Source organism: Alcanivorax hongdengensis A-11-3, from assembly GCF_000300995.1.
GTDB classification, from domain to species: Bacteria; Pseudomonadota; Gammaproteobacteria; order Pseudomonadales; family Alcanivoracaceae; genus Alcanivorax; species Alcanivorax hongdengensis.
The window spans coordinates 49,649-76,304 of the sequence record NZ_AMRJ01000008.1 but is presented as its reverse complement, the minus strand read 5'-3'; the positions used below and the strand labels follow the sequence as shown (position 1 = coordinate 76,304).

Sequence of the window (26,656 nt, the reverse complement as noted above, 5' to 3'; positions counted from 1 at the left end):
GCCACCCTTGGTGCGCTCATCGCCGACTGGCTGGATGGCCGGCCCGACCCCACTGCGATCAAGGAAGCCTGATCATGAAATACCTGTGTCTTGTCTATTACAGCGAAGCGGCCATGCAGGAGCGTGGTGATGACCACTGGCAGAGCCTCAATGGCGAGTGTTCGGCCTTTGGCGAGGGCCTGCGTGAATCCGGGCAGATGCTGGACGGCTCCGCCCTGCAGCCGGTATCCACGGCTACCACCGTCAGGGTGCGCGACAGTCAGGTGCATGTCACCGATGGCCCCTTTGCGGAAACCAAGGAGCAGTTGGCCGGCTTTTACCTGATCGAGGCGGGCGATCTCAACGATGCCATCCGCATCGCCGGGCGGATTCCGCCCGCCCGTTACGGCAGCATCGAGATTCGTCCGGTGCGTGACATTCATGGCGAGTCTTCCCGGGCGGTGCCGTATGCCGAATCGCTCAACAAGGATTGAGCGGTCAAATGTCGGAGGTGTGAGATGGCAGCAGTAGCAAAAAATACCGTGTGTTTGTGGTTCAACGGCGAGGCGCAGCAGGCCGCGCAATTCTATGCCGAGACCTTTCCGGATTCGTCCGTGGACGCGGTCCATCGTGCCCCCGGGGATTTCCCGTCGGGCAAGCAGGGGGATGTGCTGACGGTGGAATTCACCGTGCTGGGCATCCCCTGCCTGGGGCTCAACGGCGGGCCCGCTTTCACCCATAGCGAAGCGTTTTCCTTCCAGGTAGCCACGGACGATCAGGCGGAAACCGACCGTTACTGGCGCGCCATCGTGGATAACGGCGGCGAGGAAAGTGCCTGTGGCTGGTGTCGCGACCGCTGGGGATTGTCCTGGCAGATCACGCCGGTGGCACTGACCCGGGCCATCACCAGTGAGGATCCGGCGGTGGCCAGGCGGGCCTTCGAGGCCATGATGACCATGGGCAAGATTGATATCGCCGCCATCGAGGCCGCCTGCCGTGGTTAACGGACCGGCGATAACCGCCTACGGCAGCGTCTTGGCAAACACCACGCCGCCCCACAGTACGTTGCGGTCGCCGGGGCCGTCCTTCAGTTCCGAGGTGTGGCCACGCAGCACGTAGCTGATGCGGTAACCATGATCAAAGGCGTAGGTGTAGCCAAGCCAGCCTTCCACCACGCCGTGGTTGACCTGGTCGCTGTCATATTCCACATCACTGCCGCGGAACTGGCCTTCCAGAAAGGCGTTGTAGGCCCGGCCAACCAGCGCCACGCCGCCCCACACATAATGCTCGTTGTCCCGGGCGGTGGTGGTGGCGTTGTTGCGCTCACCGTAGCGGGCCAGTTCCGGGTTGGCCTGCCACCAGGGGCTCTGCAGGCGCCCGGCACGGAAGCTCAGGCTCCAGCGTGCTTCGGTGAGGTAGCCCACGGAGCCCTCCACGGTGCTTTTCAGTTCAAAGTGCTCGCTGGAAACCGGCAGGATGCGCTGGCGGGCCAGGTCGTAGCGGGCGGTGGGTTCGCCGCCCTGGCTGATCTGGTGGTCCCAGCCTTCCGCACGCTCGTTGCTGAGCACCTTGTGCACGCCATTCTGCAAATCGCCGACCACATCCAGCCCCAGTACACCCAGCGTCAGGGTGCTGTTCCAGGCCACCTGCCGGTCCGGGCTGACCTGAATGCGACTGCTGGACAGGTACACCATGCTGGCATAGGGGCGGTCACCGTAAAGCGGCTCGCCGGCGCTCTTGTCCTCCGGGGTAAAGCCGAACAGGCCGGCCTCGAAACTGTGGCCCTGAATCTGACTGCCGCCAATGCCCTCCACCCCCAGTGCCCGGTCCAGCCAGCCCAGCGGTGTGTCCAGTGACAGCCAGTAATCCCGGGCCCGGCTGCCGGAGGTGGCCACGCTGATGCCGTAGGTATAGTCCTGGTCGCGGCTGCCCGGTACCAGCAGGTCGTTGTCGAAGGTCAGTGACCAGCTGGCGGTCTTGCGCTCCCGGTCAGGGGTAGCACGTGGCTGGCGTGGGTGTTGTTCGTCGAAGGCCGGGTCGCTGTCGGCCATGGCCAGGGTCAACGGGGAGCGGACAGCCGTGCCTTCCATGGCCTGGCCGGGGATCGGCAGGGCCAGCATGATGGCGGCGGCGATCACGCCGCCGGCCAGGGCGAGAGAGGAAGGTCGTGGTGCAGTTGCTGTCGTTACGTTGTCCATGGCTCCGTATCCGCTGTGTGCCGGTGAGGGCACGGTGAGGGTGACTGCGACGTACGGTACGCCCCGCACGCGCAATAACGGTATTGCGTTGCTGGACGGTTATTGCCTGTTTCTGCAGGAAGGGATTGTTGTTCTGCCAGCCGATAACAGCCGGGTAGAAAGGGCTGTATAGGAAGTCAGACTAGGATCACTTATGCCTGTTCGATAAAACAGAGCGAACAGGTTGGCCTTTTAATCGAATTTTTCGATTCAAACTGAACCCGGTGACGGCCTTGTCCTGACACAAAGCCCGCACTCCCGGCGCACTTTGGTCATTGAGGCGCCGGGCTGGCCGGGCGTAGCCTCTATCCCCTAACACGTGTCTGTTAACGCGCAGTGAGGAGAAGCCAGGTGGCACAAGCATATATCGTGGCAGCGGTGCGTACCGCTGGTGGACGCAAGAATGGCCGGTTGAGCAAGACCCATCCGGCGGACATGGGTGGCAAGGTCATTGATGCGGTGGTCGAGCGCACCGGCGTGCCGGCCGACAAGGTGGATGATGTGATCTTCGGTTGTGTGAGCCAGATTGGCCCACAGACGTTCAACGTAGCCCGCACTTCCATCCTCAGTTCCTGCCTGCCGGAATCCGTGCCAGGGGTGAGCATCGATCGTCAGTGCGGCTCGTCCCAGCAGGCTATCCACTTTGCCGCCCAGGCGGTCATGAGTGGCACCCAGGATGTGATTATCGCCGGCGGGGTGGAATCCATGAGCCAGGTGCCGATCGGCTCGCCGGTCACCGCCGTCAAGGAAATGGGCAACCCCTTTACCGGTCTCATCAGCGAGCGATACCCCGGCGAGAGCTTCAGCCAGTTCAATGGGGCCGAGCGCATGGCCAGCAAGTACGGTGTCAGCAAGGACGAGCTCGACCAGTTCGCCTATGACTCCCACAAACGGGCTGCCGCCGCCACCGAGGCCGGTCGCTTCCAGGACGAGATCATTCCCATCACCGTCACCCTGGAAGACGGTAGCCAGGAGGAGCACCTTGTGGACGAGGGCATCCGCTGGGAGGCGGACCTGGAAGCCATCAAGGCGCTCAACCCGCTGGCCGAAGGCGGCCATATCAGTGCTGCCAACGCCAGCCAGATTACCGATGGCGCCTCCGCCCTGATGGTGGTCAGCGAGAAGGCGCTGAAGGAATACGGTTTGACCCCGCTGGCGCGGATTCATGCCATGTCCGTGGTCGGCTCCGACCCGACCATGGTGCTGGAAGGCCCGATCCCGGCCACGGAAAAGGTGCTCAAGCAGGCCGGCATGACCATCGCGGATATCGATCTGTACGAAGTCAACGAAGCCTTCGGGTCCGTGCCGCTGGCCTGGATGAAGGCGGTGGGCGCGGATTACGACAAACTCAACGTGAACGGCGGCGCCCAGGCGCTGGGTCACCCGCTGGGCGCCACCGGCACCAAGCTGATGGGCACCCTGATCTACGAGCTCAAGCGTCGCGGCGGCAAGTATGGCCTGCTGGCCATCTGTGAAGGGCTTGGCACCGCCAACGCCACCATCATCGAAGTGCTGTAAGCGTTACCGGCGGGAGCTTCTCCCGCCGGTCTGTTTCCCGTCAGGCCGACAGGCGTTCCGCCATCCAGATCGCGGCCATGATCATGATCGCCACCGAGCCGCCGGGCAAAAACCATTGCCGGTAGAACACCGTATTGCGGATCAGGAAGGCCGCCGGCACGAACAGCAGCACGATAAAGGCCTGGCCGATTTCCACCCCGATATTGAAGCCGAATAGCGGTACCACAAGGTTGCCGCCGCTGAGCCCCAGATCGCCCAGTACCGACGCAAACCCCAGCCCGTGGATCAGCCCGAAGACCAGAGCCATCAGCCAGCGTTTGGGGAATAGCCGCGGCATCAGGTTGGCGGCGGCGCCCAGTGCCACGGTCAGGGCAATCCCCGACTCCACCAGTTTGCTGGGCAGTGACACCAGCCCCAGCGTTGCCAGTGCCAGGCTGATGGAATGGGTCACCGTGAAGGCGGTGACCACGGCCAGGGTTTCGCGCAGTGCGTCACCCATGGAGCGTGCCGGCAGCCACCCTCCCCGTTGCCACACCAACACTGCCGGAAACAGCAGGGTGAGCAGGAAGAGAATATGATCATAGCCGATCAGGATGTGGTGAATGCCCTGGCGCACGAAGCCCTGGAAGGCCTGCCAACGCGAACCGCTGTCGACTTGCAGTTGCTGGCGGCGGTGCTGGTTACTGAAGATGGCGCTCAGGGTCTGCGCACCCAGTTGCAGGCGCAGCAGGCCCTGGTGGCTGGGGTCCTGTTCAAACAGAAAATCGTAGCCCACCTCCATGGCGTCGGGCACGGCGCCGCAGTCGCCGCGTAAGTGCAGCACCGCATAATTGCCATCCACATGCCCATCCACCTGTAACTGCGGGCTGCTGAGCGTGCAGGGGTAGCGCTGGCCGTCATGCAGAGCGGTTAGCGACAGGGTTGGCAGTAGCCGGGCATTGAGGGCCGCCTGTTGCCGGCGCAGCTCGCCCCAGGTGATATCGCCATCATTATTGGCATCAAGCGGCACTGCCAGTTGCAGGTCCCGCAGGGCCACATCCCACTGGCCGGTCAGGGTAGTGTCGTCACCGTTATTGATCAGCGTCAGGTAGCTGTCACTGGACTTGTGGGCCCAGGCTGGCAGGGCCATGGCCAGCAATAAAAACAGTAGCAAAGGCCTCATGGTGTCTCCCCCAGCAGGCTGGCCACGCGCTGGTCCTGCAGGCCGTGTTGGTCAATGAACTGGCGAGCCAGTGCCAGGGTGTCACGGTCATGGCAGGCCCGGGCGGTGGCGGTGAGGATGCGCAGATCCGCCGGTTCCTTCTGTATCTGCCAGTTGCGTTTGGCGGTTGCCAGCGCGGCTTGCGGTTGTTTCAGGACTTCCAGCTGGAAGCGGGCCTGTTCGCGCAGGTGCAACTGCTGTCGGGCCTGTTCCGCTGCCTTGAGGCGTTGCTGGTAAAGATCGGCCCAGTGCTCCGCTCGGGGATGGCCGGCCCGTTGGGCGGCGATGGCCAGACGTAACAGGCCGCCGTCAATGGCCAGCTGATGCTGCCAGGCATCAATGACTGCTTGATTGTTTCCCAGGGCCAGTTGGGCATCGGCCTTGAGAAAGCGCAGGTAGCGGTCACCGGGTTCGCTGGCAAGCCCCTGGCGGGTATAGGCCAGCGTCTGCTCTGCATCACCCTGCTGCCAGGCCATCTCCGCCAGTTCGGTGAACATCCAGCGTCGCTGGGCATCGCTCATGGGCAGGGGGCTGTCCGCCAGCCGTTGCAGCCGTTGATACACCGGGCCCGGCGGGCCGGTGAGGGCTTCGATGCTGGCCTGACAAATCACCGTGGCACTGGGCGGCAGGTGGCCGGCACTTTCCCGGCAGGCTTGCCGGGCGGCATGATAATTGGCCTGTACCCGTTCAATCACCGCCAGGGTCAGCCAGCCCTGCCCCTGCTCCGGGTGCGCCTTGAGGATTTTCTTCAGGCGGCTGCGGGCCTGCAGGTATTGATGGCGGCTCTGTTCAATGGTGGCCATCATGATGCCCACGGCGGGGTCGTTAGGTTCTGAAGACAGCAACGGTTCCAGGGTCGCTTCGGCATAGCCGAGAAAACGCGGGTCTCCCTCGCGGCGAGCCTGATGGATCTGTTGCTGTGCCAGTGTCAGCGCCTGGTCATGCTCCAGGGGCCGGGAAGGGGGCGCCAGAGCCCGCAGTGAATCAGGCAGATGCGCGAGCACCACCTGATCGGATGCCGGTGTGTAAGGGGCGGCACTGCAGACCTGGCAAAGAAGAAGGGCCGCTGCCGCCAGGCGGCAGCGGCTTGCGGGCTTACTGACCATTACCGAGCACACTGTTGTAGGCGTCGGGGTCATCGTTGTTGGTACTGTTTAGCGTCACCGAGTTGATATCCACGGGATCGGTGGTGTCGCTGGTGTTGTTCAGCAGACTTTTCACGTAGGCCGTGAAGTCGGATGACGACGACATGTTGTTGCCCGCGTTGTCGTTGTCATCATCGTTGCAGGCGCAGATCAGCACGGCGCCCAGCACGATGAGTCCCAGCTTGAGAGATTTCATGGTCACCTCCTCAGGGGTTGTTGGCGCCGGGCAGCGGCGTGTTCAGGTACGGGAAGGTGGTCAGGTAATCAGCCGGGTCCGGCTTGGCCCCGTCATTGACGATGGCGCCGCCATTGACCTGGCTGTCCTGGTCCCCGCAGCTGCCGATTTCGCCACCGGCATCGCTACCGTTCAGGTCGGCACCACACAGGTAGCCTTCCGCCGCGGTCAGAGCGATATCCACCACGTCATCAATGGGGCGGCGGCCATTGGGGAAGCCGGCGAAGTCACCACCGGCCACACCCAGATCACTTTGTGAACCGGCTGCGGTGGCGGGGATAGCCGTGTTCAGGCGCAACATTTCGCTGGCCGTCACCGTCGGCAGTTGAGTGACCCCGGGCACACCGGTCAGGAATACCGTCACCAAGTCGTTACGCGGGGTGTGCGGTGCTGGCACGTTGAAGAGGACCTGCACCAGTGCCGGCAAACTGGGGTTGGTCACGTAACTGGCGAACTGGGTATCGTCCTTGGGTTCGCTGGCGTTGAAGCGGTCCTTGTCAGGCAGGCCGATCACGACTTCGTTGACCAGCGGGTTACCAAGACGGGAGACCTGGGTATAAGCGCCGCCTTCCACGGATGCGCCCTTGGCCTTGGTGCTGCCGGTCAGCGCGGAACCCTGGGGTGCCGGGTTGAGGATGCGCGCCTGGCGGACGCTGGCAGTGGTCCAGCCACCGATCACACTGTTGCCGCCGGTCAGGCAGCTGCTGGGGACTTCCAGTGCCAGGCTGGTGACGTTCTTGTCACCAATGGCATTGCTGCGTGAATCCCGGGCGCCCAGCGGGTTCAGGTTGACCAGGTCAAAGACCTCGCCCAGATTCACCACAAAGCCATCCTTGCGCTGACCGACAAACAGGCGGCCGGGTTTGGGGCAATCCGGAATGGTCACATCATAGATAAAGTTGTCGGCATAGGTGGCGTAATCACTGATGGACTTGTTGCCGATATTGTCCAGCGGTTTGACGAATACCTGGCTGCCACTGCCAGCCTGGGTCAGGTTCATGGCGTGCCCTTTGCGGCGATCCCCTTCGATCAACTTCACGGTGAACGTCTGTTGTACATTCTGGTTACTGCTGTCATTGCCGGTGACCGGGCCAATGTTGATCAGCGGAACCGGCACATCCTTGCCGTCCACGTCGACGGTGGCGTCTTTGCTGTTGCGATTGAAATGGAACTGGTAGGTCAGGTCTTCCCTGGCATCGCCATCGTTGTCGATGTGGATTTCATAGACGGCCTTGTCGTCCAGGGCAAAGTAGTTGGGGCCGCCGTAGGCATCCTGCAGGGGCAGATAGTTGGCGATAAGAGTCACGTAATCTTCACGTCCGCTTTCATAACTGCGAAACATGTAGAAGTCCGTACCGTCCACCTTGGGCATGCCGGTGATGAAAGGCGCTTCGCGGTGGCTTGATGCCATGGCAAGCGGCGCCGCCAGACTGGCGCACAAGGTCATGGTGACAGGTAGAGCGAGTGAGCGACGTAGCATGGGAACCCTCCGATTTAGTCGCGGTATTTACAAGCTCTACGCTGCGAAATGGTTTTTGGATTCAAAAAAAATTTATTTGCATCCAATCGTTGTGAATTCACGTACTAATGACGACAGCGGGTGTGAAATGGCGATAAAGACAACAAATTTATTCTCTTTATCAAGGCTACTGTCCAATGCCATTCTCAAGGGAAACACTCGCAGATTACCTGGCAAAATCGGCGCAGGGTGATCGTAATGCGTTCGCCTTGCTATACCAGAAAAGCAGTGGAGCCCTGTTTGGTATGTGCGTACATCTTCTCGGCAATCGCGACGAAGCCCAGGATGCATTGCAGGAAGTCTATGTGCAGGTCTGGCACCATGCCGGGGAATACCATGCCGATCGCGGCACCCCGCTGACCTGGATGATGTCCATCTGTCGTTACCGCTGCCTGGATGTGCTGCGCAAACGTCAGCGCGAAGCCGGCGGTGACAACATGATCAACAGCCTGCAATGTGAGCGGCCCGGCCCCATGCAGAATGCCATGGCCAGTATCGACCGCCACCGCCTCAATGATTGCCTGCGTGATCTGGACGAGGGCTATCGCACCAGTATCGAGATGGCCTACTTTCGCGGCTTGAGTCATCAGCAACTGGCCCAGGCCATGGGGCAACCGCTGGGTACCGCCAAGAGCTGGCTGCGCCGCGGGCTCGATACCCTGCGTCGGTGTCTGTCGCAATGAAGCCGGATCATTATGAAAGAGGCCATGCCCTGGCCGCCGAATACGTTATCGGCACGCTGCAGGGCAAGGCCCGACGCCGTTTCGAGCGCTGGATGATGGAATCCCCCCGGCTGCGTCGTCAGGTGTGGTATTGGGAAAGGAACTTTCAGCCGCTCAACCACGCCGTGGAGCCGGTCGTGCCACCGCCGCAGGCCTGGAACAACATCGACAGGCGGCTTTTCGGCACGCCACGGCAGGCCGCAGAGCGCGTTGCGCCCTGGCGCTGGGCTGCCGGCCTGGCCATGGTTGCCCTGCTGGCGGTACTGGTCTGGACGCCATACCCGACAGCGCCGGCGCCGGTGGTTGGCTACCTCGGCGTGGTGCAGGATCAGCAGTCACAGCCGCTGTGGTTGCTGGATGCCAGTCAGAAGAGCCATGAGCTGACCCTGAAGGCGTTGCCCACGGTGCCCGCGCCCGGACCGAATCAGTCCTACGAACTGTGGTTGTTGCCCACCTCCGGCGCCCCGGTCTCGTTGGCGCTGCTGCCTACCGGCGGCGCTGAGCTACGCGTCACGCTGAGCCCGGACCAGCTGCAGGACCTGCTGCGCTCCCGTCACCTGGCCATCAGCATCGAACCCGCCGGCGGCTCTCCCACCGGCCAGCCCACCGGCCCGGTGGTCTACCAGACCCGGCTGGTTTCTTTGTAGAGAAGCGCGACAGGCTCCCGTCCTCCTGTTTTTGATACGAAGACTTCGCTGTCTTTAATGCGATCAACTGCTCGTTTCGTAGTGGGGGATGCAGCATGATCGTTACCTCTTTGCTATGTTGAGATAAACCGTTTCATTCCTAAATGGCGTTGCTCGATGTGCTTGGATATCTCATCTCTGGAGAGGGTGTACTTAACATGGAAGTGAAAGTTGCAGTTTTCGGGTACCTGCGTTTCCCTCCTGAATCCATGGAGGCCGTCAGGCCGTATCTCATGAAGTTTGTCGAAGCGACAAGAAAATATGACAAATGTATCGCCTACGACGTAGCCGAGGATTTAACTGATCCCGGCTTGATACGATTTTCGGAACTGTGGCCAAGTGATGAAAGCCTCAATGCACATTTGGTCGCTCCGCATATTGTCCCCTGGAGGGAGGCCGCGAAAATGTTGGGCCTTATTGAAAGATCGTTTACTGCCTACAACACGGTAAAATCCAGAGTTGTCTGACCAAGGGAAAAGGTAGAGAGGAAGGTTTCAGATGTTTGCGGGCTGAGTCAGTGTCAGAGAGGCGGCAATGTCAGAGTTAACGGATTGGCGTAGACGGGGGCAGGAGAAGTACCTGAAAGGGGTTCGCTTAGTGCTGATGCGATACAAGGCTTATCGAGAGAGCTGGGATCATGACCATTGCGAATTTTGTTATGAAAAATTCTCATTGTCCTCGCAAGATGGCGCCTTGGAAGAAGGGTATGCAACTGACGATCTTTACTATTGGATTTGCAAGTCCTGTTATGAGGATTTTAAAGAGACGTTTTTATGGTAGTTGATAAACATGAGTATATTTATATTCATGTGAGCGGTTCAATATCTTGACGTGCCACGATCTGGAGGCAGTTATTTGTTCTGCATCACCTTCAGAAAGAGAAGTATACGGGTAATCATTTACAGTTCCCCTTCCGCCTCCTCCAGCGTTTCCATCGCCTCCAGCAATTCCCCTTCCAGCACGTCATGCTGTTTTTTCAGTCGCGCCTGGTCGCCCAGCAGGCCGTTCATTTCTGCTTTACGGCTGTCGTCGGTGTAAAGGGTGTCATCGCCGAGTGCGCTTTCCACGTTCTCCAGTTCCGTCTCGCACTGGCTGAGGGCTTTTTCCAGTTTTTCCACCTGCTTCTTGAGCGGGCGAAGCTGTTCGCGTTTTTGTGCGGCCAGCTGGCGTTTGGCCTTGGCGTCCAGGGCGTCGGCGGGTTTGTCTTCCTTGGCCGGTTTGCCGTCCTTGCGGTTCTGTTGCAGCCAGCGGGCATAGTCGTCCAGGTCGCCGTCGAAGCGGCTGACGCCGCCGTTGGCCACCAGATAGAACTCGTCCACGGTGGTTTCCAGCAGGTGGCGGTCGTGGGAGACCAGCACCACGGCGCCTTCGAAAGCCTGTAGCGCCAGCGTCAGCGCTTCGCGCATGTCCAGGTCCAGGTGGTTGGCCGGTTCGTCGAGCAGCAGCAGAGCGGGCTTTTCCTGCACGATCATGGCCAGTGCCAGGCGCGACTTTTCGCCGCCGGAGAAGCGGCCGACGGGGGCGAACACATCGTCGCCCTGAAAGCCGAAGCGGCCCAGCTCACCGCGTAGCTGTGACTCGCTCCATTGCGGGTAGAAGCGCGCCAGCATCTGGTAGGGGGTGTCCTTGGCGTCCAGCCGGTCCACCTGTTGCTGGTGGAAGTAGCCGATCTTCAGGTCGCCGTCTTTTTCAAAGTGGCCGCCCAGGGCCGGCAGTTCGCCCACCAGGGTGCGCACCAGGGTAGATTTGCCAGCGCCGTTGGGGCCCAGCAGACCGATGCGTGATTCCGGCCGCAGACTCAGGATGACCCGTTCAAGAATCACCGCGTCGCCATCCGCGTTGCGATAGCCGCACTGCACCTTGTCCAGGTTTTCCATGGGGTTGGGCAGTTTTTCCGGGGTGTGGAACTCGAAGCTGAAGCCGGAATCCACATGGGCGGGGGCGATCAGTTCCAGTTTTTCCAGTGCCTTGACCCGGCTCTGGGCCTGTTTGGCCTTGCTGGCCTTGGCCTTGAAGCGGGTAATGAATTTCTGCAGGTGGGCCACCTGGGCCTGCTGTTTGTCGTGCATCTTCTGTTGCAGGGCCAGCTTTTCGGCACGCTGACGTTCGAAATCCGAGTAGCCGCCGGTGTAATGCTTCAGGCTTTGATGTTCGATATGCAGGATCTGGTTGACGGTGGCATCCAGGAAGGCACGATCGTGGGAGATCACCAGCAGGGCACCGGGCTGCTGTACCAGATAGCCTTGCAGCCAGAGGATGGCATCCAGGTCCAGGTGGTTAGTGGGCTCGTCGAGCAGCAGCAGGTCCGCGTCGCTCATCAGTACCTGGGCCAGGTTGAGACGCATGCGCCAGCCGCCGGAGAAGCTGGCCACCGGTTGTTGCTGCTGGGCCTCGCTGAAACCCAGACCGGCCAGCAGGGTGGCGGCGCGGGCCGGTTGTTGCCAGGCATGCAGGGCTTCCAGCTCGGCGTGGGCATGGGCGATGGCGTGGTTGTCGCCGGCGGCTTCTGCCTGGGCCAGTGTTTTTTCGGCCCGGCGCAGGGCCTGGTGGCCATCGAGCACATAGTCGATGGCGGCGCAGTCCAGTGCCGGCACTTCCTGGGCCATCATCGCCAGGCGCCAGTCCGCCGGCCGGTTCAGCTGGCCGCCGTCGCTCTCCAGCTCGCCCATGATAAGCTTGAACAGCGAGCTCTTGCCGCTGCCGTTGCGGCCCACCAGGCCCACGCGCCAGCCCTTGTGCAAGACAAAGCTGGCGTCTTCGAGCAGCAGGTCGGGGCCGCGGCGCAGATTGATATGTTCCAGAGACAGCATGGTAGACGGGGCCTGGGGCCGGCTTGAGAATGACCGGCGCAGTGTAGTGCAACCGCCAGACAGACAGAAGGGGATGCCGTGAGTGAGGACGATCTGTGGCGCTATGCGCTGGGGCGCTGGCAACAGCGCGCCTTCGAGCGCTGTTGTCTGAAATTGCAGGACGACTTCAATGTGCCGGTGTCGTTGTTGCTCACCGGCCTGTGGCTGGCCGATAGCGGCAAGCAGCCGGATGCGGCGGTGGGTCGCCGACTGGCGGCGCTGGCCGAGCAGTTCGAGCAGGATTACCTGCGCCCGCTGCGTGGCGTGCGTCGTCAGGCGGCCACGGATACGCGCTTTCCGGAGTTCCAGCGCCAGGTGCAGCAGGTGGAGCTGGAGGGCGAGCGCTGGCTGCTCCAGGCCCTGGAGGCACAGTGTGGCAACCTGTTGCCGGCGGCCGGTGAGGTCAATCCGCTCGGCTGGCTGCTGGTACTGATCCCGGAAATGGCCCAGTGCCAGGGGTTGCAGGCGGACCTGAGTGAGCTGCTATCGTTATAGCCCCTTGTTACTGTAGTGCGATTACTTTAAGTCGTGATTTTGGTTTTTTGTGGGAGCGTGCTTGCACGCGAAGCCTTTATTTCAAAGTGCTCCCTTCGCGTGCAAGCACGCTCCCACAGAGTCCCGAGCTTGAGTGAACAGCATTACCTTTTTACCGGTGTTTAAGGCCCTTTCATGACCACGGATCTGGATTTCGACCGCGACCACCTCTGGCATCCCTACACGTCGACCTCGGCGCCGTTGCCCACCTACCCGGTGGCCCGGGCGGAGGGTGTGTATCTGGAGCTGGAGGATGGTCGCCGGCTGGTGGACGGCATGTCGTCCTGGTGGGCGGCGGTGCACGGCTACCATCACCCGGTACTGAACCAGGCGGCCAGCGAGCAGCTGGAAAAGATGGCTCACGTGATGTTCGGCGGCCTGACCCATGAGCCGGCGGTGGCGCTGGGCAAGAAACTGGTAGCGCTGACACCGGCGCCATTGCAGAAGGTGTTTCTGGCCGATAGCGGCTCGGTGTCGGTGGAGGTGGCCATCAAGATGGCGCTGCAGTTCTGGCTCAGCCAGGGCCACCGGGGCAAGGACAAGCTGCTGGCCCTGCGTAACGGTTATCACGGCGATACCTTTGGGGCCATGGCCGCCTGTGATCCGGTCAACGGCATGCACTCGCTGTTTCAGGGCGTGCTGGCAAAGCATTTTTTCGCCCCGGCGCCGCAAAGCCCCTTTGACGGGCCGCTGGACCCGTCGGACGTGGCCGCCGTGCGCGAGCAGCTGGAGCAACACCACGAGCAGATTGCCGCGGTGATTCTGGAGCCGGTGGTACAGGGGGCTGGCGGCATGCGCATTTACAGCCCGGCCTATCTCAAGGCGGTGCGCGAACTCTGTGACGAGTTCCAGGTGCTGCTGATCTTCGATGAAATCGCCACCGGCTTCGGCCGCACCGGCAAGCTGTTTGCCCTGGAGCATGCGCAGGTATGCCCGGATATTCTCTGCCTGGGCAAGGCCATCACCGGCGGTTACATGACCCTGGCGGCGACCCTCTGTAGCGACCGGGTGGCCGCCGGCATCTGTGACGGCGAGGCTGGCGTGTTGATGCACGGGCCCACCTTCATGGGCAACCCGCTGGCCTGCGCGGTGGCCAACGCCAGCATCCAGTTGCTGCTCGACAGTGACTGGCAGCGCAAGGTGGCGGCCATCGAGGCCCAGCTACGGGCGGATTTACTGCCGCTGAAGGCGTTGCCCGCGGTGGCCGATACCCGTGTGCTGGGCGCCATCGGCGTGATGGAAATGCATGAACCGGTGGCCATGGCCCAGGTGCAACAGCGGTTCGTGGAGCAGGGCGTGTGGATTCGTCCGTTCGGCAAGCTGGTTTACATCATGCCGCCCTTCGTGATCGCACCGGATCAATTGCGACAGCTGACGGACGCCATGAAGGACCTGGCCACGCGCAGCGGACTAGCGAAAGCCGGGCAGGGCGCGGATTAGGTGGCGCTGCACTTCCAGCCATTCGCCGATGATGCGCCAGTGCCTCTGGTCTTCCACATTGCGCGAAACCGCCACATCCATGATGCCCTCGCCGCTGGCCATGGCCTGCACATACAGCTGGGTGTCACGCAGGGTTACCAGGTAGGGAATCTTCAGGCTGGACAGAAACTGGCGCAGGGACTCGTACATCTTGGTACGGGTGCGGGCCCGGTTGGCGATCACCGCCAGCCGTCGGGGCCGGCGCCGATAGCTGGGCGTCAGCATTACCGATTGCAGAAAGCGGGTGGTGGCGCGGATGTCGATGGGGCTGGGCAATACCGGCACCAGCACGATCTGCGACAGGCGCAACAGATGATCCAGCTGGTGCGTATCCAGGCCGGCGGGGGAGTCGATGATGACCAGCTCACCGGCATGGTCCAGACGCTGTTGCAGCCGTCCCAGTGATAGCGGTTCGCCGTTGGGCCAGGAGAGTCCGTGAATATCGTCGTTGGGGCGCAGTTTCAGCCATTGCAGGGCGGATTGCTGCGGGTCCAGATCCAGCAGGGTGACCGGCCGGCCCAGGGCGGCGTAATAACAGGCCAGATTGGTGGCAATGGTGGTTTTGCCGCAGCCGCCCTTGCTGTTGGCGACCAGAATAACCATGCGCTGCCCGGAGCCGGCGGGCCGTGAGAAAGAAGACTGCGGGTTTTGTGCACTGGTCATAGGGGCCCGTGGTGATTATTTCTTATCCTTGTCTTGAGACTATAGACCGTCAACGATGATGGCAAAGTGATCAAATGGCTTTTTTTGTCCTTTTCACCGGCGTTGGCCGCCCGCACAATGGGGCGCCGCGTGGCCGGGTTGGGGAACTATAAGGAGAATCCCGGGTCATGCGTTACCTGATTATTGTAATTGTGTTGGTTGCTGCGGTAATGGCCGCGCTGTTTACCTTACCGGTCAAAAACGGCAACCCGGTACTCAATTGGCAGTATGTCAGGGACAACTGGCAGCAACCGCAGCGCTGGCTGGACCATCCGCAGGCCCTGGTTAACGGGCGCACGGATGGCAGCGCCGAGCTGTACCGCTGGCGTGACAGGGCCGGAAACTGGCAGTATGGCCAGATTCCGCCGGCCGGAGTCCGGGCGGAAACGGTTACCGTGAAGGCGCCCACCACCATGACCAGTGAAGACATGCGTGGTGGCAAGCGTGCTGCAGATGAACAACAACACTAGGCCAATGGAGGCGTAATGAAGAAGTTTGGAGTGGTGCTTGCGAGCACCGTTTTGCTGGCTGCCTGTGGCGGTCAGGACAAAGTGACACTGAAGACTGACGATCAGAAAGCATCCTATGCCCTGGGTTTCCGTAGCGCCGAGCAGATGCGCAGCCTGGAAAACCTGAATGTGGACGCCATGGTTGCCGGTCTGCGTGACGGCTTCGACAAGGACGGCAAGTCCCAGCTGGGCGACGAAGATCTGGACAAGCTGATCCGTGACTTCCAGGGCCGTGTGATCAAGCAGCAACAGGCCAAGATGAAGGAAGAAGCCAAGGCCAATGAAACCGCCAGCGAAAAATTCCTGGCCGAGAACGCCAAGAAAGATGGCGTGAAGACCACTGACAGCGGCCTGCAATATCAGGTGCTGGAAGAAGGTAAAGAAGGCGGTGTGCATCCGACCCTGGATGACACCGTGGTGGTGGACTACGAAGGCACCCTGCCGGATGGCAAGGTCTTCGACAGCTCCATCGAGCGTGGTACCCCGGCGTCTTTCTCCCTGCAGCACATCATTCCCGGCTGGCAGGAAGCCCTGCCGATGATGACCGAAGGGGCCAAGTGGCGTGTGGTACTGCCGCCCAAGCTGGCCTATGGCGAGCAGGGTGCCGGCGGTGACATCGGCCCGAACCAGGCGCTGGTCTTCCAGATCCAGCTGCTGGACGTGAAAGGCAAAGGTCTGGAAATGCCGGAACCGAAAGGTGATGACGCGGCAGCCGACGCTGATGCCGATAGCGACGCGGGTGATGACGCCGCCGAATAAGCGCGCCGTTTTTTCCGTGTAGAAAAAAGCGAACCTTCGGGTTCGCTTTTTTTATGTCCATCACATTCGCGGTGCCAGCCTGCGGGCGGTAGACCTGTGCCCACGAAGCACAGGAGGTACCTGCTATGCATCACCTCGACGGCGGTGCGATGAACGTGTTTCTGTCTGTGCGTTGATGATTGAGGGAATGCGCCGGGGCAACCCCGGCGCGTTGGTTTACTTGCCCTTGCCGAGGCCGGCCGTCGGTGCCGTCGCGGCCTGGTCACCCTTACCGCTATCCTCAACCGGTTTGTCCTGGCTGAGACCATCGGTGCTGGCATCGCGCAGGGGAGTGACATCCTGTACCGCCACGGTAAACACGTAGGGGCTGTCGGAGCGACTCAGTCGCCAGCGGGGTTTGCCGCTGTTGAGCGTGTCCTGATAGAAGCGCCAGGCCACCGCCTTGCCGTCCTTCGGCGTCAGCGTCACCGTGAAGGTGGCCTGTGCCGGCAGGCTGACCGTGTCGGTGCGTCCTTCCAGGGTCTGCCATTGCAGTGACGACAAATGATCCAGCAGCCCCTGCACCTTGCCGGGGTTCGACTGTTTACCGGCCGCCAGGTCTGCCACCTGCCACTGCTGGTTGTCACGGGTCAGGGTGACGCCGGGCAGGGTGATACGGCGCTGGTTGGCCAGGGCCGGTTTCAGGTAGTTGCGGTCGAGCCAGTCTTCGGCCTGGAGCCCCGCCTGCCATAGCGGCAGCGTCAACGCCTGAATGGCGCCCTGACCGGCAAGTCTTGCATAGACGCGGTTGGCGCCGGCGTTGCTGCCCAGGTAAAGATCCAGCGCCGTACCCTTGGCGGTCTTGAACACCAGGTGGCGTTCAAACTTGTCGCTGGCCACGTGGAAGCGCTGGCGGGCATCGTTGGAGACCGCCACCGGCAGGTCCGGACGGGCGCTGTTGAGGCCGTTGATCAGACGCTGGATCTTGTCGGCATCCACCGGGAAGTCCCACTTGTCCGGTACCTGCCAGTGGCCGTCCTGGTGTGCCAGGGTCAGGCTTTTCCCCTTGCTGCCGGTGAGGGTCAGCGAGGTCAGGGAGGCCGGGTCGAGTGTGATATAGGGGCCGTCGGCGCCGGCCTTCCGGCTGCCCAGGCCGCCGAAGGCGAGCCCGACCAGAATCACCTGCACGATCAGCAGGCCCCACAGTGTGGCATTGAACTTGCGCATTATACCTCCTCCCCGTTCAGTGCATTGAAGTAACGGCGCTCACGGCGGCGGCGACTGCCGCGGGCAATCAGGAACACCACCAGCAGCCCGAGCAGGGCCAGGCCGTAGTTGAGGTATTCCCAGAACTGGCGTTCGCCATCACTGAGCGGTTGCAGGATCCGCGAGGTGCGAGTCTGGTCGCGCAGGGCCAGCAGGGCCGGGTCTTCCAGCGCCCAGTCCAGGGTGTTGCGCATCAGCTGCACCGGCTGCTCGTAGGGCTGGCCGGCGGCCAGTTCCTGCAGTTGCATCATGGTGTCGGTGAGGAAGCTGCCGGAAGACAGCAAGACCAGCCGGGTGTTGGCCGGTGAGTGCGCGATGACCGAGCCCACTTTCAGCGCGGCCTTCTTCGCCTTGCCGTGGGCGCCCTGTGGTTTGCCTTTGCCGTCATCAGCGGCCAGCAGCGGATTGGGCTTGCCCTTGAAGTAGGAATCAAAGCGGCCGCTGATCACCGTGCCCAATACCTTGCTGCCACGCTGGCCGGAAGGTTTCCAGCTGACCTCGCCGTTGTCGCCCACCGGCATGATTTGCGTGGACGAGGATTGCCAGGCGCCCTCGGAACTGCGGATCAGGGTCTTGGCGGTAAGGCCTTCGGGCAGTGTCTTGTCCAGCATGATGGGCGAGGCCCAGGTCATGGTCAGTTGCCCCAGCCCATGGGTGATCACCGAATCACCGGCCAGTTGATGGTCGCGGATATCGGCGAAGTAGGGATAGTCGGTCTGCCGGTATTCGCGTATCGGGATGCCGCCCAGATTTCGGGTCACCGGAATCGGGAAGCGGGCGTTGACCGGGTCGAGCACCATGGAGTGATCCAGGTGAACGCCCTTCTGCGCCAGCCATTTTTTCAGGCCGGTTTTCTGCGCACTGGCGGACAGGCCCTGCTGACCGACGCTGATCTTGAAGGGGCTGGCGGCCATCACCGTGGTCCCCCCGCGCATCATGAACTGGTCAATGGTGAACAGTTGCCTGTCGGTGAGGTTGTGTGGATCGAGCACCAGCAGCAGGTCGGTGCCGGCGGGCAGGTGACCGCTCTTCAGGTCGGTCTTGCGAATCACCGCGTTATTGCCGAGCGCCTTTTTCAGGGTGTCGAAATGACTGCCCTGGGGCGGCATGCCCGGGTAGGACGGCGGTGAGGACGGGCTGTAGACCGCCACGGTATTGAGCAGGCCGCGGGCAAAGCGGGTCAGGCCGGCTTCCAGGTTCTTGCGCAGGCCGGCGGTTTTCAGATCATCCGGCAGGCTGATGGCGACGCGCTGATCGCCGCGCTCAAGCACCAGGTTGAAGAAGAACGGATCATTGCCCAGCAGACTGGTACTGAGCGGCTGGAACCCGTACTGCTCGGCCAGCGACCGGGCCGCCGGACTGTCCGGATTGCCCGGGTCCTGAATGTCGACCTTGAGCTTGCCGTGGGCCTGTTTTTTCAGGTCGCCGATAATGCCGTCCAGGCCATCACGGAGGGTGCTCAGGGCGTCGGGCAGTCGCTGCTTGCCGGAAATGAACGCCTTGAGTGTCACCGGCTTGTCGATGGCGGAGAACACATTGCCGGCCCGGCGATAGTCGGAGACCACTTTCTTGACCGCGCCGGTGAGCCGGTATTCCGGATCATTGAGCACCACCTTGACGCTGGCGCCCCCGCGATTCTCGATCTTGATCAGGTCGCGGAAGTTGAGCACCTTGTGTTCGTCACCGTACTGGATCAGCACATTGAAGTAGGAATTGACCACCGCAGATTCGTACTTGCTCTGGGTGCGGAAGGGCACCGGCTTGATGCCGTAGCGGCTGGCGGCTTCCTGGGCCACTTTCGGGTCGGATTGCGGATCCACGATCTCCACCTTCACGTTGCGACCGCCGCGCACGCCATATTCATGCAACAGATCCTTGAGCTGCGGCACCAGTGGTGCCAGTAGCGGGTGGGTCTTCTTGCTGAAGTAACCACGGATCAGCAGTGGCTCGCGCAGCTGTTGCAGGTAGGTGGTGGTGGTTTCCGACAGCGAGTAGATGTTGCCTTCGGTGAGGTCGGCGCGCAGGCCGCGAACCGGGGCCAGCCACAGGTTGAGCAATAGCACGTTGGCGATGACCAGGGCGGTGGCGATACGCCAGCGACGGTGGCTGCTGCCGCCGCCGCTGGACCAGCGCTGGCGTTCCAGCACCAGTACGTTGAGCGTCAGAAACAGCAATGTCAGGCTCAGGTAATAGACCAGATCACGCACGTCCAGCACACCACGGGTAATGCTGTCGAAGCGTGCGCCGGTGCCCAGGCTGCTGAGCAGGTCCGCCACCGGCTGGCTGGCCAGATCGGTGAGGGCGGCGGCGCCGATAAAGTAGAGCGCCAGCCCCACCAGCAGGGTGCCGATCAGGCTGACAATCTGGTTTTCGGTGAGCGAGGAAATAAACAGACCCAGGGAAATATAGGCACTGGCCAGCAGCAGGGTGGCCACATAGCCGCCCACCACCGGGCCCCAGTCCAGCGGACCGATCAGGGAAACGGTGATCGGCACCGGCAGGGTCAGCAGCACCGCCACGGCAACCAGGCCCAGGCAGCCGAGGAATTTCCCCAGTACCAGCTCCAGGTCGGAACGCGGTGCGGTCAGTAACAGTTCGAGCGTGCCGGAACGGCGCTCTTCACTCCAGCTTCGCATGGTAATGGCCGCCACCAGGAAAATAAGCAGCAACGGCATCCATTCGAACAGCGGCCGGATATCGGCCACATTGCGGGAGAAAAAGGTGTCTACCCAGAAAAAGACAAAAAGGGTGACTCCCAGAAACGCAGCCATGAACAAATAGGCTACCGGGGAGCCGAAGTAACCGCGCAGTTCGCGCAGGGTTACCTGTGCGGTGTTACGCATTGGCTTGCTCCTCAAGCTGAGTGTCGTTGACTTCCCGGAACAGGGCTTCCAGGTCCCGGCTGCGAGGTTGCAACTGGAACAGGGCATGGCCCTGGCCGACCAGGGTGCTGGCTACCTGCGGCGCCACCTGCTCCGCCGGCTCATTAAGGGTGAGCAGGTAATGGTGGTCCGGGGATTGGGGGTGAATGCCCTGTACACCGGGCAGTGATTGCAGTAGTGACTGCATCTGCGCGGCGCTCGCATCGCTGCCCACCAGCAATTGCTGGTCGTGGGCCAGGTCCGCCAGGGGCGAGTCCACCACCAGTTCGCCGTGGCGCAGAATCAGCACGTGCTGACAGACCGCTTCCACTTCCTGGAGGATATGGGTAGAGACAATCACCGTGGCATGGCGTGCCAGCTCACGGATCAGGTCTCGCATGTGGCGGATCTGCTGCGGGTCCAGGCCATTGGTGGGCTCGTCAAGAATGACGATGTCCGGGTCGTGGATGATGGCCTGGGCCACGCCCACCCGCTGCCGATAGCCCCGTGACAGGGTGCTGATGGGCGATAGCAGTTTGCTTTCCAGCTCGGCCTTGCGCACCGCCTTGCGAATGGCAGGCATGCGTTGCGCCGGCGGCACGTCCAGCAGGGTGGCGCGGTAATCCAGGTATTCGACCACGGTCATTTCCGGGTACACCGGGCAGTTCTCCGGCAGGTAGCCGATACGGCGCTGCAGGCTCTGGCGGTGGTCGGCCATGTCGCGGCCATGGATCAATACCTGTCCGGCATCCGGTTCCAGGGCGCCGGTGAGCATTTTCATGGTGGTGGTTTTGCCGGCCCCGTTGCGTCCCAGCAGGCCGACGATCTCGCCGGGTTGTATCCGGCAGGTGAGGTTGCTGACAGCGACATAGTCGCCGTAGCGGCGGGTGAGATTCTCCAGTTGGATCATCCTCATGCTCCCGTTCGTTGTTATGGTTCCCGGTGCGGTACACCGGATGGGAGAGGGCCGGGCGGCGGCGGAGGACTACAGGACCGTCGCAGACCGTCGCGCCGGTCCCGCGATGCCATTGAATGGCAACGACATGGACAGCCAGTCTGTGAGGGAGTTCACTGATTGGCCCGTGCGGGCCGCAAGGGATAAAAAGACGCAGGCCGGGGCGGCCTGCGGAGGGTTTTCAACATGCCAACAAAGGGAACATCCTGTGGCCTTGTGTGCCTGTGGGATAACCGCCCGGTTATCCCGGCAGGCCGATTGTTAGTGGATTAGGGCTCCGGTCAATGCATCACTGCCTGCAGTCGCGGCGGCTCCTGCTGATGAATACTGAGAATCAGCTGATCTTCCAGGGAGAACCGTTCTTCCAGGGTTTCCATCAGGTGGCTGATGCGGTCGGGCAGCTCATGGATCTTCTGCTGGCATCGTTCCGGTTTTTCGAACTCGGCATTGAACGCCAGGGCCTCATCGGTGGAACTGTCCAGCCGCGCCAGAATATGACGGGTGAGTTCCGGGTTGTCGCGCCGGAAGGAGCGGGCCTCGTTGACCAGCTCCCGATAAATCTCGAAATAACCGGCACTGATATAGTCCATCAATAACTGGCAGAAGGCCTGTACCTGCTGGTGCACCGGTTGCGGTTTTTCCTCACTGTAATTGCGCAGGCCCTGAATGGCGCACAGCAGCACGATCAATTGCCGGCGTTCATCCAGCCAGGCCTGCACCAATGCTTCGATCCGTTGCCATTGCCCCAGGGTTGTCGGTGTCGGGCTTGCCATGGTGTTCCCTCCTTGAAGAATCGCTCACCGGTTAACCGTTCCTTGCACACCTTTCTGGCGGACCTCCGAGACTAGCGGTCCGCTTTCGTCACCTGCAATGGACAGAAAGTGACGATCTTTCCCGGCAGGCCTGCAAACGGGGAAAAGCATTGGTGTCTCAGACAGTTGCGGCAAAAGACGAATTTTTCATAAAGCGGCGCTGCTTATAAGAACGGTGTGCCCTGAATGGGCATGTCGCTGATCGGCAACGTTTTCTTCAGCTTGTGGTCACCAAAGCGTCATTACCGCCTCCTACAGTCCCAGGGCAGCCGGCGTTGCCGGAGCCATGAAACCTGGGGGCAATAACAATGAAACACTTTCTTGCCGGTGGTCTGGCAATGCTGGGCGCGCTGGCGACCCTGCCGGTACAGGCCAATCCGGATGTGATTTCCCGCGAATACAAACTGATCCTCGATGCCAGCCAGTTCCATTACCAGAGTGAACAGACCGCGGTGCAGAGCCTGATGCAGGCGGTCAAGCCGGCCATCGAGAATGCCATCGACCGCAATGTCACCGGCACCGCCACCCTGGACCATGACCGGCAGGTGCGGTTTTTCGACACGCCGGGCTCCTGCATGCTGGAACAATTGGGTTACAGCTTTCGCGAGCGGGTGGAAAATGGCGATTCGGAAGTCACGCTGAAATTTCGCAGCCCGGACCGTTACATCGCGGATTTCGAGGATCTGTCTTCCAGTACCAACGGTGCCGAAAGCAAACTGGAAGCCGATGTCGGCGCCACCAGCAGCGTGCCGTTCAAGGTGGTGTACAGCCACTCCACCAAAGCGCCCAACAGTCGCACCCTCAATCACATGGATGATGTCCATGCCCATTTTCCCGGCTTCGAGGATGACTACGGCCTGGATGACAACCTGACCCTGTCCGTGGTCGGCGGCCTGACGGTAACAGAGCGCGTCTATCGCAATGTGGATATTGATCTGGGCCAGCACGATGCCGAGATCAGCATCACGCTCTGGTATGCCGGCACACCTTCCGGCAGTCAGTCACCGGCGGTGGCCGAGATTTCCTTCAAGTATGAAGACCCGTCTGCGGACTACACCCGCAAGGTGGTGAATCGCGCGCGGCAGGCCTTTGATGCCCTGCGTGGTCTGAGCAGCTGGGTGGAGCCCGATGGCCAGACCAAGACGCGGTTTGTCTACCAGTACGACAGCAGCTTCTGTCAGCCCTGATATTTCCCTGAAAAAAACACCAAGGAACGTGTCCATGTTCAAGAAAACTTTGCTTGCCTCCGTGGTCTCCGCCGCCCTGCTTTCCGGCTGCGGTGGTGACTCCTCCAGTAACAGTGCCGCCACCTCGTCCGCCTCGCTGGCCGACAATTTTCCGGCGCAAGGCGTGGCGCTGCCCTATACGGTGCTGCGTTCCGACCTGATCGATGCCAATACCCAGCAGCCCTTTGAAGTGCGCAATGGCGGTTATGGTTCCTCCATGACCGGTGATCCGGCCAACAAACGCCGTTTTTATGCACTCACTGACCGGGGCCCCAACGCCACCTTCACCGGTAACTATGGCAAGGGCAAGAAATTCCCCACCCCGGATTACACGCCGCGCATCGGTCACTTCGAAGTGACCGACGAGGGCAAGGTGGTGTTGCTCGATACCATCCTGCTCAAGCGCCCGGATGGCACCCTGATCACCGGGCTGCCCAACAGCAGCGCACTGGGTGGTACCGGCGAGACGCCCTACAACGCCGATGGCTCCCCGGTACTGGAAGACCCGGCCCAGCCCTATGATGCGGATACCAACCCACTGCGCCTGGATGATTACGGCCTGGATGGCGAAGGCATGGTGGCGCTCAGTGATGGCACCTTCTGGGTGTCTGACGAATATGGCCCGCACATCGTGCACTTCGATGCCGACGGCAAGGAAATCGGCCGTATCAATCCGTTCGCCGGCGACAGCCGCGACGATTACACCCTGCCGGCGGAGTTTGCCAATCGCCGTGCCAACCGCGGCATGGAAGGCCTGGCGATCACCCCGGACGAGAAAACCCTGGTGGGCATCATGCAGTCGACCATGGACAACCCGGACAAGGGTGTCCGCGACCTGAACCTTACCCGCATCGTCACCATCAACCTGGACGATGGCAGCATCGGTCAGTACCTGTACAAACAGGAGAAAAACCAGAACTCCAACTCCGAGCTGGCCGCCCTGAGTGCTACCCAGTTTCTGGTGCTGGAGCGTGACGGCAGCTTCCTGTATGGCGGTCCGGATGGCGCCGCCGCGGCCAAGCCGGCCGCCCAGAAAACCGTTTACCGCATCGACCTGAGCACCGGTACCAACCTGGAGACCCTGGCCACCGGCGGTGACCTGAGCCAGGACGCGGACCTGGGTCTGACCATTGCGGGCAAGACCCTGGAGGAAGTGGTGCAGGCAGACGGCTGGGCCGGCCTGGCCGCCCACAACATCGTGCCGGTGGAAAAGCATCTGGTGGTGGATATGGTGGCCCAGGTGAGCTACCCCCACGACAAGATGGAAGGCCTCTGGGTGATCGACAGCAAGACTCTCGGCGTGCTCAACGATGATGACTTTGCCACCTGGTCCACCGCCAGCGGTGAGCTGGAGCAGAAGATGCTCGACAGCAATACCATTGATGGCAACCGTCTCTACATCGTGCCGGCGGATCTGTCCGTCAAGTAAGGCGGGATGGTGCCTGGTGTGAACAGGCCCTAGCCGAGCAGGCCGGCAATCCAGGGCCACACCCAGGGCAGGGCCAGTGCGGTGAACAGTCCGCACAGGCCCAGCGCCAGGCCGGCAAAGGCGCCGGCCTTTTCCCCGTATTCAAAGGCCCGTGCCGTGCCAATGGCATGGGCCACCAGCCCCAGGGCAAAACCGCGGATGCGGTGATCGGTGACCCGCAGCAGGCGGAATACCGGCCCGGCGGCCAGGGCACCGACAATACCGGTGATGGCCACCGCCCCGGCGGCCAGCGACACATAGCCACCAGTGGATTTGACCACTTCCACGGCAATCGGTGTGGTGATGGATTTGGGCGCCAGCGAGCCGACCACGGCGGAGGGCGCGCCCAGCCACCAGGCCAGCCCCACGGCAATCCCCGCGCACAATACGGCACTGATGGCGGTGGCAATCAATATGGGTTTCCAGACACTGCGCACCGTGTGTAGCTGACGGTAAAGTGGCCAGGCCAGCGCTACCGTGGCCGGGCCCAGCAGGAAGGAAATGGCACTGGTCTGTTGCCGGTATTCGGTATAGTCCACGCCCACCAGTGGCAGAATCACGATCACCGGAATGGACGCGACAATAAAAGGATGGAACAGCGGCAGGGCATGGCTGCGCCCGTAGATCCACAGGGCCAGCCGGTAGCTGGCCAGGGTCAGCAGAATGCCGAACAGGGGCGTGTGTACCAGGCCGGTCAGCTCATTCATGGGGCGTTTCCCCCTTGCGGCCACCGTCGCGGAACAGCACCTTCAGCATCAGCGTCACCAGTACCAGGCTGATCAGCGTGCCCAGCACCACTGCCACGCCCAGAGCCAGGGCATTGTCCTGGTAACGGTCCCACTGCAGCACGATGCCCACGCCGAGCGGGAAGATCAGCAGACTAATGTGCTTGATCAGGCCGCCGGCGGCGGGGGCCACTCGCTGGGTGAAGGGCGTCTCCAGCAGCAGGGCCAGCAGCAACAGCACCATGCCCACCACTGACGCGGGCAGGGGCAGGCCGGTGAGGCGAACGATGATTTCGCCAAAGAACTGGAACAGCAGAAGAATCAGTAAACCGTCGATCATGGAGCAAGCCCGGGGCTGGCGTGAAGACGCGCCGCCCGGCAGCCGTTATCAGGCGGCCCGGGGCGGCAGGGGACGGAACAATTGTACCAGTGCCACGACCAGAAGACCGACAAACACCAGCAATGACCAGCCCGGCAAGCTCACGCCGAGCAGGCTCCAGTGCACTTCGGCACACTCGCCGGAGCCGGCCAGTACCTGAGCCAGTACATCCTTCAGAGGGAACACGTCGAGCATGTAGTTGAGGCCCGGACCACAGGCGGGGACCTGGTCGGCGGGCAGATGTTGCAACCAGATATGGCGAATGGACACGGCCCCGCCGGCCACAGCGGCCAGGCCAGTCAGGGCGCCATAGATCCGTACCCCAAGGGCCTTGGGGCCATGCAGCATGGCGACCAGTAGTATCAGGGCGGCGGCGATCACGCCCACTCGCTGGAAGATACAGAGCGGGCAGGGTTCCAGCCCTTCCACATGCTGCAGGAACAGGGCACCGCCAATGGCGACCATGCAGGCGAGAAAGGCAAGCAGATTGAGCAGGCGAGGGGACGGCATGGCAGACTCTTTTGCAGAAGACCGGAGAAGGTTAGGCAAAAGCCGGCACGGCGGCAAGCTTGCCGGGCCGGGGAGTGGTCAGCCGGGCTGTTCAAGGCTGCAAAGGGGGCGCGCCAAAACGGCTAGCAACTGGCCTTGGTCTGCTGATCACTGCGGTCCTGCCAGGCACTGTGGCCATCCTGCCAGCCAATCAGCCACCAGCGGGCCAGCTCCTCGTCCTGGTAAGGACAGTGGCTGTCATCATTCCCTGACATTCCCCACATGCAACCTCGGTTGTAGGCTTTTTCTCTTGCGGCGTTCTGATCCTGTGCTTCCGGGCCGTTCATGGCTTCCTCCATGCCGGGACGCTCCCAGACTAGCACTCGGGTACCATTGAACAAGGCGACCTGGCGCGCATTTTT

27 protein-coding genes are annotated in these 26,656 nt (G+C 61.8%); 12 read left to right on the top strand and 15 right to left on the bottom strand.

The annotated features are described in order from the left end of the window. The first annotated feature begins 74 nt into the window (after nt 1-74). Both A11A3_RS07135 and A11A3_RS07130 read left to right on the top strand, forming a co-directional pair. Entirely contained in the window at nt 75-473 is a 399-nt protein-coding gene (locus A11A3_RS07135) for a YciI family protein (protein WP_008928604.1), read from the top strand. A 24-nt stretch (nt 474-497) separates the two neighbouring features. Beyond that, nucleotides 498-983, top strand: a complete 486-nt coding sequence (locus A11A3_RS07130) for a VOC family protein (protein ID WP_040296875.1) — start codon at nt 498-500, stop codon at nt 981-983. An 18-nt stretch (nt 984-1,001) separates the two neighbouring features. On the opposite strand, the gene A11A3_RS07125 is transcribed toward A11A3_RS07130, so the two are convergent. Beyond that, nucleotides 1,002-2,177, bottom strand: a complete 1,176-nt coding sequence (locus A11A3_RS07125) for a lipid A deacylase LpxR family protein (protein WP_237738836.1) — start codon at nt 2,175-2,177, stop codon at nt 1,002-1,004. Nucleotides 2,178-2,567: 390 nt separating this feature from the next. Here A11A3_RS07125 and A11A3_RS07120 point away from each other — a divergent pair, with 390 nt between their 5' ends. Next, nucleotides 2,568-3,734, top strand: a complete 1,167-nt coding sequence (locus A11A3_RS07120) for an acetyl-CoA C-acetyltransferase (protein WP_008928600.1) — start codon at nt 2,568-2,570, stop codon at nt 3,732-3,734. Between the two features lie 40 nt (nt 3,735-3,774). On the opposite strand, the gene A11A3_RS07115 is transcribed toward A11A3_RS07120, so the two are convergent. The 4 genes from A11A3_RS07115 to A11A3_RS07100 are packed head-to-tail and all read right to left on the bottom strand — an operon-like array spanning nt 3,775 to nt 7,795. Continuing rightward, nucleotides 3,775-4,896 carry a HupE/UreJ family protein gene (locus tag A11A3_RS07115; protein ID WP_008928599.1) on the bottom strand — a complete coding sequence of 374 codons (1,122 nt, stop codon included), beginning with the start codon at nt 4,894-4,896 and terminating at the stop codon, nt 3,775-3,777. After that, nucleotides 4,893-6,041 carry a tetratricopeptide repeat protein gene (locus tag A11A3_RS07110; protein WP_008928598.1) on the bottom strand — a complete coding sequence of 383 codons (1,149 nt, stop codon included), beginning with the start codon at nt 6,039-6,041 and terminating at the stop codon, nt 4,893-4,895. Before A11A3_RS07110 ends, A11A3_RS07115 begins: the two co-directional genes overlap by 4 nt. Next, nucleotides 6,031-6,276, bottom strand: a complete 246-nt coding sequence (locus A11A3_RS07105) for a hypothetical protein (protein ID WP_008928597.1) — start codon at nt 6,274-6,276, stop codon at nt 6,031-6,033. The genes A11A3_RS07110 and A11A3_RS07105 overlap by 11 nt, the downstream gene beginning before the upstream one ends. Nucleotides 6,277-6,286: 10 nt before the next feature. Next, on the bottom strand, nt 6,287-7,795 hold the full coding sequence (locus A11A3_RS07100; RefSeq protein WP_040296873.1) for a DUF4331 domain-containing protein: 1,509 nt from the start codon (nt 7,793-7,795) through the stop codon (nt 6,287-6,289). Nucleotides 7,796-7,971: 176 nt separating this feature from the next. On the opposite strand from A11A3_RS07100, the gene A11A3_RS07095 reads away from it, so the two are divergent. The 3 genes from A11A3_RS07095 to A11A3_RS07085 all read left to right on the top strand — a co-directional run bounded on the left by A11A3_RS07095 (nt 7,972) and on the right by A11A3_RS07085 (nt 9,709). Then, the gene (locus A11A3_RS07095; RefSeq protein ID WP_040296872.1) at nt 7,972-8,517 is read left to right on the top strand and encodes a sigma-70 family RNA polymerase sigma factor; all 546 of its coding nucleotides are present in this window, start codon (nt 7,972-7,974) and stop codon (nt 8,515-8,517) included. Further along, the gene (locus A11A3_RS07090; RefSeq protein ID WP_008928594.1) at nt 8,514-9,203 is read left to right on the top strand and encodes an anti-sigma factor; all 690 of its coding nucleotides are present in this window, start codon (nt 8,514-8,516) and stop codon (nt 9,201-9,203) included. Before A11A3_RS07095 ends, A11A3_RS07090 begins: the two co-directional genes overlap by 4 nt. A gap of 143 nt (nt 9,204-9,346) precedes the next feature. Next, entirely contained in the window at nt 9,347-9,709 is a 363-nt protein-coding gene (locus A11A3_RS07085; protein WP_008928593.1) for a putative quinol monooxygenase, read from the top strand. 432 nt (nt 9,710-10,141) lie between these two features. Here the strand turns inward: A11A3_RS07085 and A11A3_RS07080 are convergent, their stop codons facing one another. After that, nucleotides 10,142-12,052 carry an ATP-binding cassette domain-containing protein gene (locus A11A3_RS07080; protein ID WP_008928592.1) on the bottom strand — a complete coding sequence of 637 codons (1,911 nt, stop codon included), beginning with the start codon at nt 12,050-12,052 and terminating at the stop codon, nt 10,142-10,144. A 78-nt stretch (nt 12,053-12,130) separates the two neighbouring features. Here A11A3_RS07080 and A11A3_RS07075 point away from each other — a divergent pair, with 78 nt between their 5' ends. Both A11A3_RS07075 and bioA read left to right on the top strand, forming a co-directional pair. After that, complete coding sequence (locus tag A11A3_RS07075; RefSeq protein ID WP_008928591.1) at nt 12,131-12,586, top strand: TIGR02444 family protein; 456 nt, start codon at nt 12,131-12,133, stop codon at nt 12,584-12,586. Nucleotides 12,587-12,760: 174 nt separating this feature from the next. Next, nucleotides 12,761-14,065, top strand: a complete 1,305-nt coding sequence (gene bioA / locus A11A3_RS07070) for an adenosylmethionine--8-amino-7-oxononanoate transaminase (RefSeq protein WP_008928590.1) — start codon at nt 12,761-12,763, stop codon at nt 14,063-14,065. Here bioA and A11A3_RS07065 read toward each other — a convergent pair. Then, nucleotides 14,036-14,767 carry a nucleotide-binding protein gene (locus tag A11A3_RS07065; protein ID WP_008928589.1) on the bottom strand — a complete coding sequence of 244 codons (732 nt, stop codon included), beginning with the start codon at nt 14,765-14,767 and terminating at the stop codon, nt 14,036-14,038. The two genes, bioA and A11A3_RS07065, sit on opposite strands and share 30 nt — an antisense overlap. Before the next feature lie 167 nt (nt 14,768-14,934). Between A11A3_RS07065 and A11A3_RS07060 the strand changes: the two genes are divergently transcribed. Together A11A3_RS07060 and bamJ are read left to right on the top strand one after the other, a co-directional pair. After that, on the top strand, nt 14,935-15,276 hold the full coding sequence (locus A11A3_RS07060; RefSeq protein ID WP_008928588.1) for a DUF4124 domain-containing protein: 342 nt from the start codon (nt 14,935-14,937) through the stop codon (nt 15,274-15,276). Nucleotides 15,277-15,291: 15 nt separating this feature from the next. Further along, nucleotides 15,292-16,074, top strand: a complete 783-nt coding sequence (bamJ, locus tag A11A3_RS07055; protein WP_008928587.1) for a BamJ family beta-barrel-assembly machinery protein — start codon at nt 15,292-15,294, stop codon at nt 16,072-16,074. 216 nt (nt 16,075-16,290) lie between these two features. Here the strand turns inward: bamJ and A11A3_RS07050 are convergent, their stop codons facing one another. The 4 genes from A11A3_RS07050 to A11A3_RS07030 form a co-directional block, all read right to left on the bottom strand. Continuing rightward, nucleotides 16,291-17,280 (bottom strand): DUF4340 domain-containing protein, encoded by a 990-nt coding sequence (locus tag A11A3_RS07050; RefSeq protein ID WP_008928586.1) that lies wholly within the window; start codon nt 17,278-17,280, stop codon nt 16,291-16,293. Next, nucleotides 17,280-20,162, bottom strand: a complete 2,883-nt coding sequence (locus A11A3_RS07045) for a Gldg family protein (RefSeq protein ID WP_008928585.1) — start codon at nt 20,160-20,162, stop codon at nt 17,280-17,282. The genes A11A3_RS07050 and A11A3_RS07045 overlap by 1 nt, the downstream gene beginning before the upstream one ends. Beyond that, nucleotides 20,155-21,090, bottom strand: coding sequence for an ABC transporter ATP-binding protein (locus tag A11A3_RS07040; protein ID WP_008928584.1), 936 nt, complete (start codon nt 21,088-21,090; stop codon nt 20,155-20,157). Before A11A3_RS07040 ends, A11A3_RS07045 begins: the two co-directional genes overlap by 8 nt. Nucleotides 21,091-21,416: 326 nt before the next feature. After that, entirely contained in the window at nt 21,417-21,908 is a 492-nt protein-coding gene (locus tag A11A3_RS07030; protein WP_040296867.1) for an Rsd/AlgQ family anti-sigma factor, read from the bottom strand. Between the two features lie 347 nt (nt 21,909-22,255). On the opposite strand from A11A3_RS07030, the gene A11A3_RS07025 reads away from it, so the two are divergent. Together A11A3_RS07025 and A11A3_RS07020 are read left to right on the top strand one after the other, a co-directional pair. Beyond that, a complete protein-coding gene (locus A11A3_RS07025) occupies nt 22,256-23,134 on the top strand; it encodes a hypothetical protein (protein WP_008928581.1) in 879 nt (292 codons plus the stop codon). A gap of 34 nt (nt 23,135-23,168) precedes the next feature. Continuing rightward, nucleotides 23,169-24,602 carry an esterase-like activity of phytase family protein gene (locus A11A3_RS07020; protein WP_008928580.1) on the top strand — a complete coding sequence of 478 codons (1,434 nt, stop codon included), beginning with the start codon at nt 23,169-23,171 and terminating at the stop codon, nt 24,600-24,602. A gap of 29 nt (nt 24,603-24,631) precedes the next feature. On the opposite strand, the gene A11A3_RS07015 is transcribed toward A11A3_RS07020, so the two are convergent. From A11A3_RS07015 to rmf, 4 genes are all read right to left on the bottom strand, one after another. After that, nucleotides 24,632-25,348 (bottom strand): LrgB family protein, encoded by a 717-nt coding sequence (locus A11A3_RS07015; protein ID WP_008928579.1) that lies wholly within the window; start codon nt 25,346-25,348, stop codon nt 24,632-24,634. Then, nucleotides 25,341-25,706, bottom strand: a complete 366-nt coding sequence (locus A11A3_RS07010; RefSeq protein WP_008928578.1) for a CidA/LrgA family protein — start codon at nt 25,704-25,706, stop codon at nt 25,341-25,343. Before A11A3_RS07010 ends, A11A3_RS07015 begins: the two co-directional genes overlap by 8 nt. 48 nt (nt 25,707-25,754) lie before the next feature. Beyond that, the gene (locus A11A3_RS07005; RefSeq protein WP_008928577.1) at nt 25,755-26,255 is read right to left on the bottom strand and encodes a disulfide bond formation protein B; all 501 of its coding nucleotides are present in this window, start codon (nt 26,253-26,255) and stop codon (nt 25,755-25,757) included. Nucleotides 26,256-26,377: 122 nt separating this feature from the next. Beyond that, nucleotides 26,378-26,581, bottom strand: a complete 204-nt coding sequence (gene rmf, locus A11A3_RS07000) for a ribosome modulation factor (RefSeq protein WP_157375436.1) — start codon at nt 26,579-26,581, stop codon at nt 26,378-26,380. Nucleotides 26,582-26,656 lie beyond the last annotated feature (75 nt).

What these genes read in the sequence shown, in the direction of transcription:
- A11A3_RS07005 (WP_008928577.1), bottom strand. Translation starts at nt 26,255, where the DNA reads ATGCCGTCCCCTCGCCTGCTCAATCTGCTTGCCTTTCTCGCCTGCATG.
- rmf (WP_157375436.1), bottom strand. Translation starts at nt 26,581, where the DNA reads ATGAACGGCCCGGAAGCACAGGATCAGAACGCCGCAAGAGAAAAAGCC.
- bioA (WP_008928590.1), top strand. Translation starts at nt 12,761, where the DNA reads ATGACCACGGATCTGGATTTCGACCGCGACCACCTCTGGCATCCCTAC.
- A11A3_RS07060 (WP_008928588.1), top strand. Translation starts at nt 14,935, where the DNA reads ATGCGTTACCTGATTATTGTAATTGTGTTGGTTGCTGCGGTAATGGCC.
- A11A3_RS07045 (WP_008928585.1), bottom strand. Translation starts at nt 20,162, where the DNA reads ATGCGTAACACCGCACAGGTAACCCTGCGCGAACTGCGCGGTTACTTC.
- A11A3_RS07050 (WP_008928586.1), bottom strand. Translation starts at nt 17,280, where the DNA reads ATGCGCAAGTTCAATGCCACACTGTGGGGCCTGCTGATCGTGCAGGTG.
- A11A3_RS07100 (WP_040296873.1), bottom strand. Translation starts at nt 7,795, where the DNA reads ATGCTACGTCGCTCACTCGCTCTACCTGTCACCATGACCTTGTGCGCC.
- A11A3_RS07025 (WP_008928581.1), top strand. Translation starts at nt 22,256, where the DNA reads ATGAAACACTTTCTTGCCGGTGGTCTGGCAATGCTGGGCGCGCTGGCG.
- A11A3_RS07020 (WP_008928580.1), top strand. Translation starts at nt 23,169, where the DNA reads ATGTTCAAGAAAACTTTGCTTGCCTCCGTGGTCTCCGCCGCCCTGCTT.
- bamJ (WP_008928587.1), top strand. Translation starts at nt 15,292, where the DNA reads ATGAAGAAGTTTGGAGTGGTGCTTGCGAGCACCGTTTTGCTGGCTGCC.
- A11A3_RS07090 (WP_008928594.1), top strand. Translation starts at nt 8,514, where the DNA reads ATGAAGCCGGATCATTATGAAAGAGGCCATGCCCTGGCCGCCGAATAC.
- A11A3_RS07015 (WP_008928579.1), bottom strand. Translation starts at nt 25,348, where the DNA reads ATGAATGAGCTGACCGGCCTGGTACACACGCCCCTGTTCGGCATTCTG.
- A11A3_RS07130 (WP_040296875.1), top strand. Translation starts at nt 498, where the DNA reads ATGGCAGCAGTAGCAAAAAATACCGTGTGTTTGTGGTTCAACGGCGAG.
- A11A3_RS07085 (WP_008928593.1), top strand. Translation starts at nt 9,347, where the DNA reads ATGGCGTTGCTCGATGTGCTTGGATATCTCATCTCTGGAGAGGGTGTA.
- A11A3_RS07080 (WP_008928592.1), bottom strand. Translation starts at nt 12,052, where the DNA reads ATGCTGTCTCTGGAACATATCAATCTGCGCCGCGGCCCCGACCTGCTG.
- A11A3_RS07110 (WP_008928598.1), bottom strand. Translation starts at nt 6,041, where the DNA reads ATGGTCAGTAAGCCCGCAAGCCGCTGCCGCCTGGCGGCAGCGGCCCTT.
- A11A3_RS07095 (WP_040296872.1), top strand. Translation starts at nt 7,972, where the DNA reads ATGCCATTCTCAAGGGAAACACTCGCAGATTACCTGGCAAAATCGGCG.
- A11A3_RS07040 (WP_008928584.1), bottom strand. Translation starts at nt 21,090, where the DNA reads ATGATCCAACTGGAGAATCTCACCCGCCGCTACGGCGACTATGTCGCT.
- A11A3_RS07105 (WP_008928597.1), bottom strand. Translation starts at nt 6,276, where the DNA reads ATGAAATCTCTCAAGCTGGGACTCATCGTGCTGGGCGCCGTGCTGATC.
- A11A3_RS07135 (WP_008928604.1), top strand. Translation starts at nt 75, where the DNA reads ATGAAATACCTGTGTCTTGTCTATTACAGCGAAGCGGCCATGCAGGAG.
- A11A3_RS07030 (WP_040296867.1), bottom strand. Translation starts at nt 21,908, where the DNA reads ATGGCAAGCCCGACACCGACAACCCTGGGGCAATGGCAACGGATCGAA.
- A11A3_RS07125 (WP_237738836.1), bottom strand. Translation starts at nt 2,177, where the DNA reads ATGGACAACGTAACGACAGCAACTGCACCACGACCTTCCTCTCTCGCC.
- A11A3_RS07115 (WP_008928599.1), bottom strand. Translation starts at nt 4,896, where the DNA reads ATGAGGCCTTTGCTACTGTTTTTATTGCTGGCCATGGCCCTGCCAGCC.
- A11A3_RS07010 (WP_008928578.1), bottom strand. Translation starts at nt 25,706, where the DNA reads ATGATCGACGGTTTACTGATTCTTCTGCTGTTCCAGTTCTTTGGCGAA.
- A11A3_RS07065 (WP_008928589.1), bottom strand. Translation starts at nt 14,767, where the DNA reads ATGACCAGTGCACAAAACCCGCAGTCTTCTTTCTCACGGCCCGCCGGC.